General features: G+C 43.3%; 14 protein-coding genes and 2 tRNA genes. 7 read left to right on the forward strand and 9 right to left on the reverse strand.

The features are described 5' to 3' along the window. Positions 1–64 precede the first annotated feature (64 nt). Entirely contained in the window at positions 65–1,420 is a 1,356-nt protein-coding gene (locus DQQ10_RS03585; RefSeq protein ID WP_112745399.1) for an acyl-CoA dehydrogenase family protein, read from the reverse strand. Between the two features lie 454 nt (positions 1,421–1,874). Between DQQ10_RS03585 and DQQ10_RS03590 the strand changes: the two genes are divergently transcribed. Next, on the forward strand, positions 1,875–3,683 hold the full coding sequence (locus tag DQQ10_RS03590) for a M2 family metallopeptidase (RefSeq protein WP_112745400.1): 1,809 nt from the start codon (positions 1,875–1,877) through the stop codon (positions 3,681–3,683). A gap of 22 nt (positions 3,684–3,705) precedes the next feature. Here the strand turns inward: DQQ10_RS03590 and DQQ10_RS03595 are convergent, their stop codons facing one another. Continuing rightward, on the reverse strand, positions 3,706–4,236 hold the full coding sequence (locus tag DQQ10_RS03595; RefSeq protein WP_112745401.1) for an RNA methyltransferase: 531 nt from the start codon (positions 4,234–4,236) through the stop codon (positions 3,706–3,708). A gap of 83 nt (positions 4,237–4,319) precedes the next feature. Between DQQ10_RS03595 and DQQ10_RS03600 the strand changes: the two genes are divergently transcribed. Both DQQ10_RS03600 and mutS read left to right on the forward strand, forming a co-directional pair. Then, entirely contained in the window at positions 4,320–5,726 is a 1,407-nt protein-coding gene (locus tag DQQ10_RS03600; RefSeq protein WP_112745402.1) for a GAF domain-containing protein, read from the forward strand. A gap of 114 nt (positions 5,727–5,840) precedes the next feature. After that, positions 5,841–8,450: a DNA mismatch repair protein MutS gene (gene mutS / locus DQQ10_RS03605; protein WP_112745403.1), complete on the forward strand. Its 2,610-nt coding sequence runs from the start codon at positions 5,841–5,843 to the stop codon at positions 8,448–8,450. Positions 8,451–8,522: 72 nt separating this feature from the next. On the opposite strand, the gene DQQ10_RS03610 is transcribed toward mutS, so the two are convergent. The 5 genes from DQQ10_RS03610 to DQQ10_RS03630 form a co-directional block, all read right to left on the reverse strand. Continuing rightward, positions 8,523–10,937 carry a TonB-dependent receptor gene (locus DQQ10_RS03610; RefSeq protein ID WP_245970262.1) on the reverse strand — a complete coding sequence of 805 codons (2,415 nt, stop codon included), beginning with the start codon at positions 10,935–10,937 and terminating at the stop codon, positions 8,523–8,525. A 157-nt stretch (positions 10,938–11,094) separates the two neighbouring features. Beyond that, a complete protein-coding gene (locus DQQ10_RS03615) occupies positions 11,095–11,706 on the reverse strand; it encodes a Crp/Fnr family transcriptional regulator (protein ID WP_112745404.1) in 612 nt (203 codons plus the stop codon). Between the two features lie 38 nt (positions 11,707–11,744). Next, a complete protein-coding gene (locus DQQ10_RS03620; RefSeq protein ID WP_185147020.1) occupies positions 11,745–12,974 on the reverse strand; it encodes a DEAD/DEAH box helicase in 1,230 nt (409 codons plus the stop codon). 141 nt (positions 12,975–13,115) lie between these two features. Continuing rightward, a complete protein-coding gene (locus DQQ10_RS03625; RefSeq protein WP_112745406.1) occupies positions 13,116–13,886 on the reverse strand; it encodes an acyl-CoA desaturase in 771 nt (256 codons plus the stop codon). A 106-nt stretch (positions 13,887–13,992) separates the two neighbouring features. After that, on the reverse strand, positions 13,993–14,589 hold the full coding sequence (locus DQQ10_RS03630) for a sigma-70 family RNA polymerase sigma factor (RefSeq protein ID WP_112745407.1): 597 nt from the start codon (positions 14,587–14,589) through the stop codon (positions 13,993–13,995). A gap of 217 nt (positions 14,590–14,806) precedes the next feature. On the opposite strand from DQQ10_RS03630, the gene DQQ10_RS03635 reads away from it, so the two are divergent. The 4 genes from DQQ10_RS03635 (at position 14,807) to DQQ10_RS03650 (ending at position 16,730) form a co-directional block, all read left to right on the forward strand. Then, positions 14,807–15,766: an acyl-CoA desaturase gene (locus tag DQQ10_RS03635; protein ID WP_112745408.1), complete on the forward strand. Its 960-nt coding sequence runs from the start codon at positions 14,807–14,809 to the stop codon at positions 15,764–15,766. Between the two features lie 68 nt (positions 15,767–15,834). Then, a complete protein-coding gene (locus tag DQQ10_RS03640; protein ID WP_112745409.1) occupies positions 15,835–16,389 on the forward strand; it encodes a DUF1572 family protein in 555 nt (184 codons plus the stop codon). A 102-nt stretch (positions 16,390–16,491) separates the two neighbouring features. Beyond that, positions 16,492–16,564, forward strand: a tRNA-Gly gene (locus tag DQQ10_RS03645). A gap of 80 nt (positions 16,565–16,644) precedes the next feature. Then, positions 16,645–16,730, forward strand: a tRNA-Leu gene (locus DQQ10_RS03650). Between the two features lie 81 nt (positions 16,731–16,811). Here DQQ10_RS03650 and DQQ10_RS03655 read toward each other — a convergent pair. Then, complete coding sequence (locus DQQ10_RS03655) at positions 16,812–17,318, reverse strand: GRAM domain-containing protein (protein WP_112745410.1); 507 nt, start codon at positions 17,316–17,318, stop codon at positions 16,812–16,814. A 75-nt stretch (positions 17,319–17,393) separates the two neighbouring features. Beyond that, entirely contained in the window at positions 17,394–18,671 is a 1,278-nt protein-coding gene (locus DQQ10_RS03660; RefSeq protein ID WP_112745411.1) for a flavin monoamine oxidase family protein, read from the reverse strand. Positions 18,672–19,201: the final 530 nt, after the last annotated feature.

Consider the following 19,201-nt stretch of genomic DNA (forward strand, 5'->3'; position numbering starts at 1 on the left):
GATTAACGATTTAACGATTAACGATTAACGATTAACGATTAACGATTAACGATTAACGATTAACCTAAACAAAAGCACTCTGCCCCGTAATCGCTCTTCCAACAATGAGTGTGTTGATTTCTTTCGTGCCCTCATATGAATAAATTGCTTCTGCGTCGGCAACGAAACGCGCAATATCATGCTCAATGAGTATACCATTGCCACCAAACAACTCACGCGCATGACTCACAACGTCGCGCGTTCTTAACGTACAGAACACTTTCGCGAGAGAAGCTTGTTCATCGGTAAGCTTGCCGGCATCTTGAAGTTGAGACAGGCGACACACCATCGTTTGCATGGCTGTAAGGTTGCTAAGCATTTCAACCAAAAGATCTTGTACCATTTGAAAGCTGCTAATCGTTCTTCCAAACTGTTTCCTTTCGTTTGTGTATGCGAGTGCGCTTTCGTAAGCACCACGCGCACAACCAACCGCTTGCCATGCTACGCCAGCGCGCGTCATGCGAAGTACCTTAGCAGTGTCTTTAAAACCATTCGCTTCTTGCAGTCGATTAACTTCTGAAACTTTGCAATCTGTTAGCGTAATGAGCGCATTTTGAACAATGCGCAATGCCATTTTGCCCTTTATCTTTTCAGCTTTGAACCCAGGATTTCCTTTTTCAATAATAAATCCTTTCACGTTTCCATCATCAAGGTCGCGTGCCCAAATAATGACAAGGTCAGCAAATGTTGCATTGCCGATCCACTTCTTTTGTCCGTTCAGAATCCAAGAATCGCCCTCTCTTTTGCACGTACACGTTAGTCCACCCGCTGCGCCGGAACCCACTTCAGGTTCGGTCAATCCGAAAGCGCCGATTAACTCCATTCGTTGCATCGGAGGAAGCCATTTTTGTTTTTGTTCTTCTGATCCGCAGAAATAAATAGAGCCCATCGCCAATCCGCTTTGCACGCCGAAGAATGTAGAAATAGAACAATCAACTCTCGCCATTTCCATCGCTAGAAATCCCTCTAACAAAGAAGATCTCCCTGGGCAACCGTATCCTTGATAAGTCAATCCGGTGATGTTAAGCTTGGCGACCTCGGGAATAATATGATGAGGGAATTCATCTTTTAGCCAATACTCGTTGGCAATTGGTTTGATCGTTTTCTGCATGAACTCGCGTACGCTCAATTGAATGGCGCGTTCTTCAGGCGATAGCAGTTGGTGCAAGTCGTAGAAGTCGCCATCGATGTCAGGAAACTCATGCTTCTTTTTTCCGCCTTCCATAAACTTCATCAATTTCTGAAGATCCTCGCTCTTCATGCTGCTTACGAGTCCAACCATTTTGTTGAGATCAACTTTTTCTGAAAGCTTGGCAATTTTGTCCATATCGAGCTGTTGAAGCAGATTCAGCGACGATTTTATTTTTTTGAAGAACGACATCTTTTATTGTTTAATGAATAACAAATTGATTAACTCCCGCCAGGATATCAAGTGAATTGATAACTTTAATGCCAACCTAATCTCGATTGTGATATCGTATGTGTCAGCCAAAATCAAAGTATATAGTTTTACGATTTCACCTACATCATCGAGTCCATGCCTAGTGTTTCTATGGTTTTCTACTAGTGTTCCTCCAGTCATCTTGTACTTATCCTATACTCTTCCTGCACTTATCTTACACAAAGAGAGTATAGCTAACTGGCGCATCTTTGCGGCTTCAACGGCAGAACAAGCTACTAATGCTTTCTACTACTTACTTCTTGCTTCTTCATGATCTTAAAACTGGTGTCACTTCGGAGCCGAACAGTTGAATAAATAAGAACACAGGCGGATAAAATAGTGTGATGATGCTAACGCGTTGTTTATTAATTTAGATTAACCTAAACAGATCGTTATGAAAAGCCTTCTCAAGTATTTCATTTTATCAGGTGTTGCCGTTTTGATGTCATGCGGGAAAAAGTCGGAGGAAGATGCGAATACGTCCTATCAAGATCGCGCCGATGCTTACCTTTCGGCCTATAGTGCTGAATACAAAAAGCTATACACGGCCTCGGGTGAAAAATCTTGGAACCTCAATACGAAAATTGTTGACGGCGATACGATCACGCAGCGCGAATACGAGGAAGCTACTAACAAGCTTAATCACTTTACTGGAAGCGACGCCAATATCGACTCCATTCAAAATCTACTGGCGATAAAGGAAAAACTTACCACGATTCAAGTAAGGCAGCTCAATCAAATGTTGTTTATGGCGGGTGGCAATCCTGCGAAAGCGGCCGAGATCGTCAAGGCCCTGACAAAAGAAAACGCGACGCAAACGCAGGTGTTGTTTGGTTTTGATTTTAAGATCGATGGAAAATCTGTTACCAAGAATGACATCAACGACGTGCTTACATCATCATCAAAACTTACTGAAAGATTGAAAGCGTGGAATGCGAGTAAAGAGGTTGGTGTGCCGCTAAAGAAAGGCCTTGTTCAGCTACGCGATCTTCGGAACAAAAGTGTGCAAGCATTAGGCTATGATGATTTCTTCAGTTACCAGGTTTCAGAATTTGGCATGACACGCGAAGAAATGACTGCGATGACAGAAGGATTTATCAAAGAAATCTGGCCGTTGTATCGTGAACTTCATACGTGGGCCCGCTACACATTAGCAAAAAAATATAAGCAACCAGTTCCCGAATATTTGCCGGCGCATTGGGTTACGAATCAATGGGGACAAGATTGGACGGCGATGGTATCCGTTGAAGGATTGAACATTGACGATACTTTAAAAAAGAAATCACCAGAATGGATTGTGAAGAAGGGTGAGGAGTTTTATGTGTCGTTGGGTTTTGATCCGTTGCCGAAATCATTTTATGAAAAGTCAAGTTTATATCCCCTTCCTGCCGACGCAACATACAAAAAAAATAATCATGCATCGGCGTGGCATGTCGATCTCGATCAGGATGTACGTTCATTGATGAGTATTCAAACCAATACGGAATGGTGGGAGACAACGCTGCATGAGTTAGGTCACATCTACTACTACCAAGCATACACAAGACCAGAAGTTCCGCTCGTGCTAAGAGCCGGTGCAAACCGAGCTTTCCATGAAGCGATCGGAACCCAAATAGGCTTGGCATCTTTGCAAAAGCCACTGTTAGAAAATGTAAAATTAATTCCGCCAGGCACAGCGACGAACGATACACTCAAGCTTTTGTCAGATGCGCTTCAACATATTGTGGTGATTCCATGGGGTGCCGGCGTGATGACGCAGTTTGAACATGATCTATACAGTAAGAATCTTCCTGAGACCGAATTCAATAAACGGTGGTGGGAACTGGTGAAAAAATATCAAGGAATTGTTCCTCCCACTGATCGCGATGAAAAATATTGTGACGCTTGTTCTAAAACACACATCATCGACGACGCGGCGCAATACTATGACTATTCTATTGCAGAAATTTTGCTGTTTCAATTTCATGAACACATCGCAAAAAACATTTTGAAACAAGATGTCCACGCAACGAATTATTGGGGAAGTAAAGAAGCCGGCGCATTCCTAAAGCAACTCACAAGCCCAGGCGCAACGGTCGATTGGAGAGAACATTTAAAAGCAACCATTGGGTCAGAAGTTAGTGCGAAGCCCTTGCTGAATTATTTTGCTCCGTTGATGACATGGTTGCAGAAAGAAAATAAAGGGCGGAGGTACACGCTTTAGCAGAGCATTCGCTGATCTTTGTTCAAAGTCGGAGTTTGCGAAAGATTTCCCAGAGCACGATTCCCATACACACCGACACATTGAAAGAGTGTTTGGTTCCTGTCTGTGGAATTTCAATCGCCTCATCGCCCTGTTCGATTGCTTCTTCGCTTACGCCGTTCACCTCATTGCCGAAGACCAGGCAATATTTTTCATGTGGTTCTGGTGTGAAGTGATGCAGCGGTATGCTGCTGGAGGTTTGCTCAACAATTAAAATTTTGTAGCCTTCTGATTTTAAAGTTCTTAGGGCCTCCTCCGTTTTCTCGGCATATACCCATTCAACGGACTCGGTAGCGCCCAGCGCGGTTTTTTGAATTTCACGGTGCGGCGGAGTGCCGGTGATTCCTGTTAGATAAATTTTCTCCAAACGAAATGCATCGGCGGTCCTGAAAGCCGAGCCGACGTTGTGCAGGCTGCGAATGTTGTCGAGTAAAATACAAACCGGCAGTTTCTCCGCGGTTTTAAAATCATCCACACTCATTCTTCCCAGCTCTTCAAGTTTTAGTTTTTTCATATTCACCGTTGTAATCCGCACGCGAAATATAGGGCGTTATCTTCTTATTCTGTAATTTCGGACGAAACCCGTTTGCTCGTGCTATGACCATGGAAGAAAAATCACTCTGGAAAAAAGTCTCCTGTCTCGGTGTAAAACTCGACATGGATTTCAGATTGTCGCGCAGGATCATTTTGTCGAATCGTTTTGGAATGCTCATCGCCTTCCTCACATCCTGCTTTATGATCGTATTTCTTTTCCGCGAGAACTCTGCGGTGTTGCCATTTTTGGGAATGCTTGTAGTCGCCCTTAGTATTCCTTTTTTTAACGCGCTGGATATGATTCATACCTCGCGTTTAATTGTAAGCATTATTCCTGCACTTGGAATTTTCATTTTGAATATCTCGCAAAAATTTGATGGTGCCGAAGGAATCGATATTCTCCATTATGCCACACCGAGAATGATAATCATCGGCTCGGTGGTGCTTCCTTTCACCATGTTTACCGCCGCCGAAAAACTCTATGTTTGGTTTTCGGTCGTCTTTATCGTGTCGCTTGGTGTTGGGTATGATTGGATTCATGAAGCGATGGATATCGATTATGTTTCACTCGGTTTAAAAAATGATCATTATGCAATCATCTTCGAAGATTCGCTGGTGATGACAATCATGACGCTTGCCGCAGCGGGTTTTATGTTTGGTATGGGCAACCAGTACGATTTGAAGGTGAAAAAAATGCTCGATGAAGCATTGGCGCAAACGGACTCGCTGAAGAAAAATGAAGAGTCGCTTCGGAAAACATTATCGGAATTAGAAGAGGCGCGCACAAAAGATGACCAACGAAATTGGGTTGCTAAAGGCGTAGCCGAGCTGAGTGTAATTCTGCAGTCGGAAAAAAGTGAGACGGTGTTCGATACATGGCTTTCGGCATTGGTCAAGTTCATGAAGGTTAATCAAGGCGGACTTTTTATTGCCGAGGAGAAGGATGATAAGGTTGTTGAGTTGAAACAGGTAGCAAGTTATGCTTACGAGCGAAAAAAATATTTGCAGCGTGCGGTAAAACCCGGTGAAGGTCTTCTGGGCCAGGTATTTATTGAAGGGCACAAAATGTATTTGAAGAAAGTGCCGAACGATTATGTTCATATTACATCGGGTTTAGGCGATGCTGCGCCTCGCGTTCTTGTTGTGATGCCGATTAAAAATGCCGGCGGGATTGAAGGCGTATTGGAGCTGGCCTCATTTCATCCAATGGAAGAACATCATTTTGAATTACTTGAAACGTTAAGCGAATCGCTGGCGACATTTATCAGCAATAGCAAGATAAATGAACGTACGCGCAAGTTACTTCAGCAAGCGCAGACCATGTCGGAAGAACTGCGTTCAAACGAGGAGGAGATGCGTCAAAACCTTGAGGAACTCACCGCAACACAAGAGGCCGTTGCGCGCAAAGAACGAGAATATCTTGACCGCATTGCGCAGCTGGAAGAGGAGTTGGCGCTTGTGAAATCCTGATTCTTTTTGCCTTAAACGATAGCATTATCCAACACTTTAATGCGCGAAAGTTGAAGCGCTATTTTCTTTTGCAGTAGCATTTTACATCTGAAAGTCAGCCTTATATTTGCCGTTATGGCTGAAACTAAATCCCCTGTAGAAACCCCGCTGATGAAGCAATACAATGTCATTAAGGCAAAGTATCCCGGCGCGTTGTTATTATTTAGAGTTGGAGATTTTTATGAGACTTTTGGCGAGGATGCCGTGAAAGCCAGCAAGGTGCTAGACATCGTCTTGACTAAACGTGGCGCAGGGTCTTCATCTGAAATCGAACTGGCGGGATTTCCCCACCATTCACTCGATACCTACCTTCCGAAACTTGTACGCGCGGGCCATCGCGTAGCCATTTGCGATCAGCTGGAAGATCCGAAAATGGTAAAAGGTATTGTGAAGCGCGGCGTGACAGAGCTTGTTACACCAGGACTTTCCTTTAATGACAACGTCCTCGAACGAAAACAAAATAATTTTTTGGCTTCGGTTTTTGGCGGGAAGAATGCATTCGGCGTTTCATTTTTGGATTTGTCGACAGGTGAGTTTTTTGCCGCTCAGGGCAATGAAAATTATGTGATGAAACTCATCCAGGGTTTTGCGCCCTCGGAAATAATTTTCAGCAAACAGTCGCGCGAAAAATTCGAACTCCTGTTTTCTGAAGAATATAGCACCTACGCACTTGAGGATTGGGTGTACGGATATGATTACGCCTATGAAAAACTCATCACGCAATTTAAGACGGCGTCGTTAAAAGGATTTGGTGTCGAAGATTTCGGTGAGTCAATTATCGCTGCCGGCGCAATTCTGCATTATCTGGAGGATACAGAACACAAAGATACGTCTCACATTTCTTCGATCTCACGCTTGGATGAAGATCGCTACGTCTGGCTCGATAAGTTTACAATCCGAAACCTGGAGATTGTACATTCACAGCAAGATGGTGGCGTGCCATTGATAGAGATTCTCGATCGTACTGTTACGCCGATGGGATCTCGCCAATTGCGTAAATGGATGATCCTACCTTTGAAAGATAAAGTCGCCATCGACGAACGTTTATCAATCGTTGACACATTTTATACCGACCATTTTCTTTCGGACAAAGTCTGTGATCCGCTAAAACAAATTGGCGACCTCGAGCGATTAATTTCAAAAGTCGCGGTGAACCGGATCAATCCGCGTGAGATGTTGCAACTCAAACGTTCTCTAAAATGTATTGAGCCAGTAAAGCAAGCACTTGCTTCTCACAACTCGGATGCTTTAAAAAAGCTTGCCGACCAACTTCACCCCTGTGAATTTCTTCTTGAGAAGATTGAAAAAGAACTGCGCGAAGATGTTTCCATTAACAGCAATCAAGGCGGTCTCATTAAGGAAGGAATTGATGCTGAACTTGACGAGTTGAGCAAAATTGCTTTTTCAGGAAAGGATTATCTCATGCAAATTCAAAAGCGTGAGGTTGAAAGGACAGGAATTGGCTCACTTAAAATTTCTTATAATAAAGTTTTTGGCTACTACTTGGAAGTGAGTAATGCCAATAAAGATAAAGTACCGCAAGATTGGATTCGTAAACAGACGTTGGTGAACGCGGAGCGCTACATCACTGAGGAGCTGAAAGTTTATGAAGAAAAGATCTTACATGCCGAAGAAAAACTTTTTGTAATTGAACAACGCATTTTTAATGCGCTCGTCACGACTGCCGCCGATTTCATTCCGCAGATTCAGCAGAATGCACGTGTGTTAGCAACGATTGATTGCCTGTTGTCATTCGCTGTTGTGGCGAAAGCCAACAAGTATGCTAAGCCCGTCGTCGATGACTCTCTTATTACTGATATTAAGGCTGGACGACATCCGGTTATTGAGAAAAAATTGCCGATTGGTGAATCGTATGTCCCGAATGATATTTTCTTAGACAGCGACAAGCAACAGATTATGATCATCACGGGTCCTAACATGGCTGGTAAATCGGCGTTGCTCAGACAAGTTGCATTGATTACACTGATGGCACAGATTGGAAGTTTTGTTCCTGCAACGTCTGCGTCGGTAGGTATTGTTGATAAAGTATTTACGCGCGTTGGCGCTTCCGATAATTTATCGAAGGGCGAATCAACGTTTATGGTTGAGATGACAGAGACGGCAAGTATTTTGAACAACCTCAGTCATCGCAGTTTAATCTTGATGGATGAAATTGGTCGTGGTACGAGCACGTATGATGGTGTATCGATCGCATGGTCTATCGTGGAGTATCTTCACAACCATAAGGACTTCAAACCGAAAACGCTTTTTGCAACGCATTATCATGAGCTTAATCAACTGGAAGAAGATCTTCCACGCGTGAAAAACTTTAATGTGTCGGTTAAAGAGGTGGGTGATAAAATTATCTTCATGCGAAAGTTGAAGGAAGGTGGCAGCGAACACAGCTTTGGTATTCACGTAGCGCAGATTGCCGGAATGCCAAATCGTGTTGTGTTGCGATCAAATGAGATTCTTCACTTTTTGGAGAAAGACAAACACAAGAATGAAGGCAAGCGTAAGATTGCAGAAATTCCGAAACCAACACCGCAAATGAACTTGTTTGAAATGGATCCGCGGCTGAAAGAAGTTCAAGAGATGATTGATAAGCTTGATATCAATACAATAAGTCCAGTGGAGGCGCTGCTCAAACTGAATGAAGTAATAACGCTGATGAAGAGAAAGTAGCTCTTCGACATCTCCTAAAAAATGACCACTGCCCTTGAAGAGAGCAGTGGTTTTTACAATCCGGTTTTGCAGTTAGAAAGTGAATCTCACAAAAGGCACCGGAAAGAATCCTTGTTGATATTGCGTAACGGTAGAGTTTGTCTTTACATTGTAGTTCTGGGAAAACACGTTTTGGTTATTGGTTACGTTTTGCAAATCCATAGCAATTTCTAACGTGCTTCGTTTGTACTCTTTTCTGTAAGAAAGTTTAAGATCAGTTCTGAAATAAGGATCTTGTTTGTCGCTGTAGGCCTGTCCATCTTTATAAATGGTTCGCTGATACTGTTGAGAGCGTGCAACATCAACAGGTGTCAAATATTTTCCACCGATTGTTGTCACTTTCAAACTCACTGAAAAGAATTTTCCATTCGATCCGATTTTCCATTCTTTTCCAGCCAGCACATTTAATACATAGCCCGTATTGAATGCTGTGTTCCGCTCAATGCCATCACTGCCTTTATATTTTGAATCAAAGATTGACGTCGTCACGAGGTAATAAAATCCTCGGTTATAGAATCGTTCGAGGGTTAATTCAATCCCATAGTTTGTACCTGTTCCATTGTTCACTAGACTGTCTTCGTCAACTGGACCAAAGCTTGCACCGGTGTTGAGGGCAGAGAATGATGATCGATGCGCTTCGACGGGTGCTTTATCGATGTTTTGGTAGTACGCTTCTGCTTTTAGTCTTGAGTTGGGTGTCACGTTCCAATCATATGTAAGCACATAGTGTTGGCTTCGTGTGAAATCTAAATCTTTATTTGTGAGTATTGGACCCGTCAGTGTTTTTGTCTGCATAAACGACGTTGTGATATTTTGCACTTGATGATGCAGACCATAACCTAAACTCAATGAGTGTTTCGGATTAACAATGTATTGAACGCTTACACGAGGTTCAACCGCCCACTGTTCATTAAGGGTATAGTACTGTGTATGAACACCCGTGTTAACGGAGAAGTTGTTGTTGAACCGATGGCGCCAGGTTGAAAATCCCTGAAAGAGTGTGGCAGATTCGTCTACATCTAAACGCACTGTATCTCGGCCTAGATTGGCATACGCTTCGCGGTTGTATAAACCGAATTGCATAGCATCTACCGTAACACCCGATGTAATGCTGTTCTTTGCACTAAACTTTGTTCGTGTTAAGAAATTAACGGAATATTTCGTGGTTGTGAATTTCGCCTCGCCTTCAAGATGTTTGCCGATCACGATGTTGTCCTGATTTCTCACGAGCGAATCGGAGTGCCAGTTTTCTTCAGTACTACTAATGCCTGCTGTAAACTTCGCGAATGTTTTGTCTGATAGATTTGTTTCATAGCTAAGACCAACGATGCCGGTTTGATATCGTGGATATGCATCAGCATTGGCGTCACCGTATAAATCATCGTCGCCTTCGATCTCGGCTTCGCTTCCCAGAAGATCAATTTCGCTTTTTCCACCGAGTCCGAACAACGTCCACTTGCCATTTCCGCTAGATGGTAGCGAGATTTTAAAATTCAAATCTTGATAATAAGGAATGTTTGATCCTGTACCGAACTCCATTCCCAATGCGTTGAATATGGCAAGCGTCGAGTACCTGTAGTTAACAATGTATGAAGCATCGGAATTTTTTTTGAATGGACCTTCTGCACCGAACTCAAATCCATTGAAGCCGACTTGTCCGATGAACTCAGTTTGTTGATTATTACCATCACGAAGTTTTAAATCGAACACACCAGCCGTAGCATTTCCATATTGTGCAGGGAACGCACTTGTCATAAAATCGGATTTATCGATATTATTATTATTGAGGATGCTAACGGGACCTCCGGTGCTAACGAGTGCTCCGAAGTGATTTGGATTTGGGATGTTTAATCCTTCGAGCTGCCATAGCATGCCTGTAGGGGAATTTCCGCGTACAACGATATCATTGCGTGAGTCGTCGCCACCGATTACGCCGGCGAAATTTGCTGCCATTCTTGATGGATCACCCAACGCACCGGCATAGCGCTTTGTGTCATCCACGTTGAATGATCGAGCACTTACAACAGCAAGATCATTATTCGTAGCAGTTTTATCCTCCTTACCATCTCCCGTAACAACAACTTCATTAAGATTATTGACATTCTCTACAAGCGATACGTTGAGAACAACTTCTTTTCCTGCAGTGACTACAGTGTTTGGAATGGTTTGTTCCTGAAAACCAACATAGGTAATCTTTAAAATTTGTCGTCCTACAGGTACGTTATCGATTCGGAAATTTCCCTCGGCATCGGTTATTGTTCCAAGTAATTTATCTGTTGATGTAGTGATCGTGATACTCACACCGACCAATGGTGTTTGCGTAACTTCATCGACAATGCGACCACGAATTGTTTGCGTTGACTGCGCCACGACATCATTGTAGTGCACGAGAAGAAGCATCGTGATTACAATGGAAATGGATGAGAAAAGGTTAAAGGTTTTTTTCATGAAGAAGTTTTGATTTTTAGCAAGACAAAAATGATCGTAAGTACCCCTACGTGCATTGATGTGAATTAACTAAAACCAACACTTTTGTTGATCTAGATCAACAGGTCACCAGGAGAATCCTCGGCGGAAGCGTGCGTTGAAAGTTGCAACACCGTTTTTAAACGGTTGTTGTCTGCGCTTGCTGGGATATTTTTCTGCGTACTCGACTCAGCGTTTCGGGCTCTATTCCGAGGTATGAAGCGATCATGTGTTGCGGCACGCGCTCAATAACATTTGGTCGTGATTCCAAAAGTTGCAGATAAGCTGCTTCAGCGGAGTCCTTCATATAAGCGATTTTTTGAATGCAAAGACCCCACAACGCACTTTCTGCCATGATGCGACCGAAGCGTTCGAATTTTGGTAGCTCTTTGTAGAGCCTTTCAAGGTCGCGAAAGTTAATGAGTAGTAGCTCGGCATTTTCTACTGCATCTACGCCGAAGGTTGTTGGGGACTTGCCAAGCCATGTCGAGTAGTCTGTGTACCACTCGTTCTCAAAGAAGAATTGGCCGCTGCGTTCGTTCCCATCTTTCATTAAGTACGTTCGTACACAACCACTCACGACAAACGCTACTTCGTTGCAAGCACTACCGGCTGTGAACCACGGCTCGCGTTTTTTCAAGCGCATCGGAAAAAAATATTGCAGCACTAGTTTCCACTCATCGTCATTTATATCAATAACTCTTGAGATGCTTGCTCTAAGCAGATTCGTGGATTCGGTACGGACAGTCATAGAGAGGGGGTTTCTATCACGTAAAGACGACGGAACAACTATTTTGTTGTACTTCCGCCAGATTGTTTCTTAAAATTTTTCTTGAAGTTCTTTCGACGAAATGGCTTCTTCGTTTTCACTTCTGGCGTATACTCTGGTCCCGGTCCTAGCCCTTCTGGTAGTGGCAATTTTGTGATCGAGTCGCCAATTAGATTTTCGATTGCGAAGAACTTCCGTTGGTCTTTTTGGTTGATCAACGTAACGGCGGTTCCTGTGGTAGCCGCGCGCGCAGTTCGTCCAATGCGGTGAACATAATCTTCTGGATCCGGAGGTACATCCCAGTTGATTACCAAGCTAATTCCTTCAACATCGATACCGCGCGATAACACATCAGTGCCGATGAGCATTGTAATTTGTTTGTTCTTGAATCCGCGGAGAATTTCTTCACGCTCGGCTTGCTCTAGATCAGAATGAAAAGCGCGCGCCGGAAGCTTTCCTTTTTGAAAAGCATGATCTAATTTTTTCACCGTCTCTTTTGTCGATGCGAATATGATCACGCTATTCCAGGGAATAGTTTTCAAAATGTGTTTTAGTACGGCGCCCTTCTGCTCATCATGAACAACATATGCTTGTTGCAGAATTCCAGATGCTGGCTTTGCAATCGCGATGTTGATCTCTTGTGGTTGGTTGAGAATTTTATTTGCGAGCTGACGAATTTTAGGAGGCATCGTTGCTGAGAACAACAACGTTTGTCGCTCTTTTGGAAGATAATTAATAATCTTCACGATGTCGTCATAGAAACCCATGTCGAGCATCCTATCGGCTTCGTCGAGTACAAGATGTTCAAGATGGTCGAGTACAATCTTTCCCGTTGCTAATAGTGCGATTAATCTACCCGGCGTAGCAATGATAATATCTGCACCTTCTTCCAGCGCTTTTCGCTGTTGGTCCCACGTTGCTCCGTCGCCGCCGCCATAAACTGGAATGGAACTTACGCCGAGAAAGTATGCAAAACCTTCAATCTGTTGATCGATCTGTTGTGCCAACTCTCGTGTCGGTGCGATGACCAATGTATTCAGGTGGCGCTTTTCTGCTTGAACGATGTTATTAAGAATAGGAAGTATATAAGCAGCGGTTTTTCCAGTACCTGTTTGAGCGCATGCAATAACATCTTTGTTATCTAGAATGAGCGGAATTGCCTGTTCTTGAATAGGCGTAGGCTTTGAATAGCCCATCGACAGTAACCCCTCTAGCAGTTTCGGGTCGAAATTAAAATCCTCAAATGTCAACGTATATAGTATTAGTCAAGTGCAAAGATCACGTATTCAAGCTGATAAAAAAAGCTGAATGTTTCGGGCGGTAATGGGTTGAAAAAAAGAAAGGACACCGAAGCGTCCTTCTTTTTATGATTTGTAAAGGGTCAGACCTTCTTACGCTGCTTTCTTCACATTGTCGACACGCAGCTCGCGCTGTGATGCAATCTGGATAATGTTAAACTTGTTAAGCACCTTGATCACAATGTAAGTCGGGTCAATCTCGTGCCAGCGGATACCGCCAAAGTTTGCGCGGCCACCGTTTTTGTGGTGATTGTTGTGATAACTTTCGCCCATCATCAGAAAATCTACTGGAAGGAAGTTCTTTGACGTATCGCCTACTTCGAAGTTTCTATAGCCATATTTATGTGCGAACCAGTTGATGATTGCACCATGAATAGGGCTCATTAGGAAATGAATCGGCAAAAGAAGCCATAACCACCAAGCGGTAGCGAATTGCGCATAAATCGCGATGTAGATGGCGCCCCAGAAAATTCTAGACGGCCATGAACGAGCGATTTTATCGAAAGTAGACCAATCAGGAACACCTTCAGTGAAGCGCTTGTCAACTTCAATACGGCGGTTGGCAATATCAGAATAGATGGTTTTGGTTTTCCACATCATCGCCCAGATGCTTTCATCGTACTTAGGCGAATGTGGATCGTTTTCTGTGTCTGCGAAAGCGTGGTGCATGCGGTGCATAACACCATAACCGTACGGGCTTAAATAATTTGATCCTTGGAAAATCCACGTTAAGACGTAAAAAACCTTTTCGGTCGTCTTATTCATGGTAAATGCTTTGTGAGACGCATACCGGTGAAGGAAAAAAGTCTGGAAAAAAAGCGACAGATACCAGTGTGCCACAAAAAATGCAAGAATGATAGTCATGCGAAAGTCTAGGTTTCAGTGAAAAATGTTTACGAATAGGTCCTTTGGGCTCTACAACATGTAAGACCGGCTAGGCGCGATTCTGTGACAGAAATGTTGAAGTTTTTTAGAATTTTTTTTCGGTGAAGGCAGAAATGTCCTTTTTGAGATCCTGAACGAGATCCGCGACATTTCCAAGGTGACAAGCTTTTTTAAAGCTGTCAATCCAACGGCTGGTATCGGGAAGCGTGATGCGCGAAGTTTCCTCGGTCAACTTTTGCTTGGCGCGGCACACGAGTTGTCGGCAATGCTCTTTCTTTTTGTCTAGTGCATGCTGAATATCATCATAATCGAAGTCAAAAACCTCTTTTAAAACAAATACGGCGCGTTCGAGGGGTTCTAACTTGGCCTGCAACACATGAATGGCAGCATCAAAATCTAAGTGTGCAAAGTTGTTTTCCTTAAAGCGCTGAAAGGCCTCAGAAACGTTGTCGAGATATTCCTCTTTTTTCTTACGGAGCGAGTCAAGGTGATTTAGGCAGTTATTCGTAACGGCGCGAATCAAGTACGCTTTTGTGTTTTGAATTTTTTGATGATCAACAGATAACCACTTAGTGAAGGTCTCCTGCACGATGTCTTCTGCATCTTCTTTACAACGCACGAGGTTGTATGCGATCGTGTGGAGCATCGGCTGGTAAAGCGCTATGGTTTGTGCGTGATTCATCCTGCTATAAGTCTACAAAGATAACGCTTTGAATCGACACATTCAGGATGATGTTATGCATGCCGCATAATATTATGGCTACCATACAGTTGTTTGTAATCAAACTGGGTGTCAGTCGGATACGGCATTCGCAATTATGGATTAACTTTGTGTGAAATATCACTTTTTTAACAAGCGACGGTGAATCAATTTTCGCTGTTCTGATGTTTGAAAAATCATGGCAACAACTTCTTCTTCACTACAACCTGAAATTCGCAATAAGCCGATCCTTAAACAGGAGGTTGCTTTTGCAATTGTTCACTTGGTTCCCCTGGCGGCGTTCTTTGTTCCTGTTACCACATTCGATTGGATCGTATGTGCTGTGCTCTACTTGATCCGCATGTTTTGGGTAACAGGTGGCTACCATCGATATTTCGCCCATAAGTCTTATAAGACGTCAAGATTTTTTCAATTCATTATCGCATTCATGTCGCAAACTTCTGCTCAGAAGGGCGCACTTTGGTGGGCTGCTCATCACCGCCATCATCACCGCCATAGCGACACGCCGGCGGATCCTCACTCGATGAAAATCTACGGATTCTGGTATTCACATATCGGGTGGATTGTTGGCCCAGACTTCAAGAAGACAGATTATAAAACGATTGGCGATTATGCAAAATATCCAGAGTTGGTATGGCTTAACAAGTATCACTTCGTTCCCCCATTGGCCCTGGCATTATTTGTAACGGCACTTGGTGGTATTGTTAATGGCGGTAGCATTACGGAAATGTTTACGCACCACGGTATGTCTACCCTTCTCGTTGGATTTTTCTTGAGTACCGTGATTCTGTATCATGCGACCTTCTCGATCAATTCCATTATGCACAAGATTGGTTTTCAGCGTTACGAATCCAATGATGAGTCTCGTAACAGTATCTGGCTTGCCCTTCTCACTTTAGGCGAAGGCTGGCACAACAATCACCACTATTATGAAACAGCGTCACGTCAAGGGTTTTTCTGGTGGGAAATTGATATTACATATTACATCTTGAGAAGCTTTGCTGCTGTGGGGTTAATCTGGGATTTGAAAGGTGTCCCCAATCACGTTAAGTATTCAAAGAACAAAGCGCACGCGGCACAACTTCGTAAGGAGTATGAAGTGAAGAAGGAGGAAATGGAGTTACAAAAATCTGCGTGATTCGAAAACTTATTTGTTAGAAAGCCGTCCTGAGTCATTGGGACGGCTTTTTTTATGGCCATGATTGTATGAATGAAAATTTTCTCACCAGCACCCGGAAGCTTTTCCTTTATTACAAATCGCTCGGCGACAAAGCCATTGCGCAAGTGAATGATCAACAAATAAACTGGCGTCCAAATGAAGTAAGTAATAGCATCGCGTTGATCGTACCCCACCTGAGCGGAAATATGATTTCGCGGTTCACAGATTTTTTAACAAGTGATGGAGAGAAGCCTTGGCGTAATCGTGAGGAGGAATTTGAAAAGGCCTTTTCTACGAAATCAGAAATGTTGGTGGCGTGGGAGAATGGATGGCGAGTTCTATTGGATGCGCTAGCGAACTTGAAAGGACCAGATCTTGATAAAGTTGTTTTCATCCGGAATGAAGGGCATACTGTTTTGGATGCGCTGCAACGCCAGTTGGCACATTATCCACATCACGTTGGCCAAATTGTTTACTTGGCAAAAATGTTGAAGGAGAGAGAATGGCAAAGTTTATCGATACCGAAAGGAGAATCAGCGAGTTACAACGCGGAAAAGTTTTCAGAGGATAAAGGAATGCGTCATTTTACAGATAAAGCGTAGCCACAGATTTGGAAATTTAAAATCGAGCTTTAAATTTGCAGTCCCTTTCGGGGAATAAGTCGCTGAAAAAGAGGTTTAGCCTCAAGATAGGCGGTTTTAAAAGCGGGAGTAGCTCAGTTGGTAGAGCATCACCTTGCCAAGGTGAGGGTCGCGAGTTCGAGTCTCGTTTCCCGCTCAAAAAGTGTGAGAGTAGTCTCGCACTTTTTTATTTAAAGGCCATACGTTTACGTTGCGCGTCAACAACAAACGGCAACCGCCCTGGTGGTGGAATTGGTAGACACGCAGGACTTAAAATCCTGTGGCTAGTAATAGTCGTGCGGGTTCAAGTCCCGCCCGGGGTACAAAAAGAAACCTGATGGATTAATCATCAGGTTTTTTTATGCCCATGCACGGCGATGAAATGCAATATGAGCTACCGTTGGCTATGTCGTAACGGGAAGAGAATTTCTTTCGATAATTGTTGTCACCCATTCGTCTGGTTCATTCACGATAAACTTATGCTTCTTGCCGTTGAACGTTACAAACAAAACGTTCTTTAAGAATACGAGGGACTTGTCAATCGAAAGCGATTCAATCTGGTTTAGCGGAATGTTTAGCTGATGTGTTTGTACGTTTAGTTTGTGCGACTTGAAAACTAACCTGTGATTTGTGAGTGCAAGCTTTCCACCAACGCCTTCATACTTTAAGATGTGATTGGCGCCACCTTCTTTCAACATGTCTTCCCCATCTTGCAATTCTACCTCGATGTTTTTCATCTGTCTCTTTGCAAACCATTCTGAAAACCACGTAAATGTTATTCCGAATAGTATCCCGTTGATGATCGCACTCACGACTAGCCCTGCAGAGAAGTCATCAAAGATCAACCTCAATCCAAACTGCAGGATAATGGTTGGAAGGCCAATGACTAAAACAGTTTTCCAAAATTTCATGTCACACAATTTTTGAGGAAGATACGCTTTGTGTAGCGTTGATCCAAAAGCGATGATCACCGGGCGTTTTAGACTTTAGCGATTATCACCGTTGATATTGCGTGCAACCAATTCGCTGCTCTGAAACGCAGCCTCTACAGTACCCATCGCAGGACCATCGTAATATGCTTCGCCGGCAAAGTAAATGGTATCTTGAATTGGCTGTGATAATATTTTCAATGTCTTGTTTCCCTCAACAGATCGATAAGCATACGCACCACCCGCGAGCGGATCATTACTCCAGTCGATAATCTTTATCCCCCGGATGTGTGACACCAATGCAGCTTTAGAGCAATTCAACAAATACATCAGTGACCGCTGACATCTCGCAAGCAGGGCCTCTGGAGAACGATCAATCTCTTTCAACACTGGCCCTGCAAGCCATCCGGTAAGAAGCGGAACATCTTTAGGTTTCTGCGTCCACCATGTTGGAATTTCTGCATCTGAAAAAAGAAAATGAAGATTGTTCATGGTTCTGAATCGATAGTCATCTTTTTCCCAATAAGCTTCTTTGAACTCGACAACAAATTTTATCACACCTCCAGTTTCAATTTTTTGAATTGCATCTAACTGTTGTGGAATATCTGGAGAAAAGATAATAGGCTTCGCTTTCAGCACTGCGGGTGGAACTGTTATTAGTACTCTTCTTCCTTCGAAGAAAGAGCCATCACTTAGCATTACCATCCCCTCACCTTTCTTCCATGTGATCGCGACTACTTCTTGATTTAGTTTGAAAGTGACATTCTGTTTTAAACATTCGTCATACAGAAAATTTATTAGGCCACCGTATCCTCCTTCAGGATGATATCCTGTAAGGTCTTCTTCAGCTAGCCACTCATCGCGCAATGATAATGCACTCGCTTTCTCAGGATCAGCGGCATCGTAGCCAGATACAAACTGTACTACCGATTCGCGCAGGTCTTTGTATTTTTCGTCATTGAAATAACGTTGTAAAAATTCGTTGATGCTGATGTCTTCTTGTAGTGCTTTTAATTTGGCAAGCATATCATCCCACCCTTCTGTGTAGAATTCCCCTTCGCTCAATTTTCCAGCATACACGTTCCAAACCTTACCCTCGCCTTTCCGTGATTTAATGCTCGCTTCTTCAAGCAAGGATTTCGTCACGGGTAGATCGCCGTGAATAAATTCAGCACCATACTCGATCGGCACTGAGAAGGTTTTGTCGTGAACAGTATGAATGCGACCACCGATACGGTCGCGCGCTTCGAGTACGAGGACTTTTTTTGTTTTGCCTAACGTTCGCGCTGCACTCAGGCCAGCGGCACCAGCACCTACAATAATAATATCAATCATGCATTACCTAATCCTTAGCGTTTCAAGTTACACAAAATGAATGCATGTGTTGTGACGAATTATTTTTCATCTTAATGCATGTTGTTGAAAAAATTCCCGACGTGTTTGGTTCTCCTCATTCGTTATCTGAATGGTAATATGCTCAGTGATATTAGAATGATGTTAGACGTGAGCGATGATGATGGCAGGCGTGGTTTCCGAACCAACCTTAAAAAAAGTTTATTTTATTCTGGTTTCTGCGTACGAAGGAGTAATCGCTATTGATCCGCCGTTTCTGTAATGTAATCTGCAATAAAAACTGTTCGACTGTTGAGTTTATCATCTGGCGGAATTTTTGAGTTGACCTTTCTTTGCAAGCGTCACGAGAAATTTTACTGTACATGCGAACTAAAACACATCGACGGTCGTTCGACATATTATACCGATTTCCCTATCAGTTTTTAATCGTTCGTGCAATTCGCATAGGTTGTTTTGTGGTGTTTTTTCGCAAAATGAAGTGGGTGATTCTTTAACCCTAATGCTTCGCAAAT

The sequence above is a fragment of the Pseudochryseolinea flava genome, from assembly GCF_003286915.1.
Taxonomy (GTDB): domain Bacteria; phylum Bacteroidota; class Bacteroidia; order Cytophagales; family Cyclobacteriaceae; genus Ohtaekwangia; species Ohtaekwangia flava.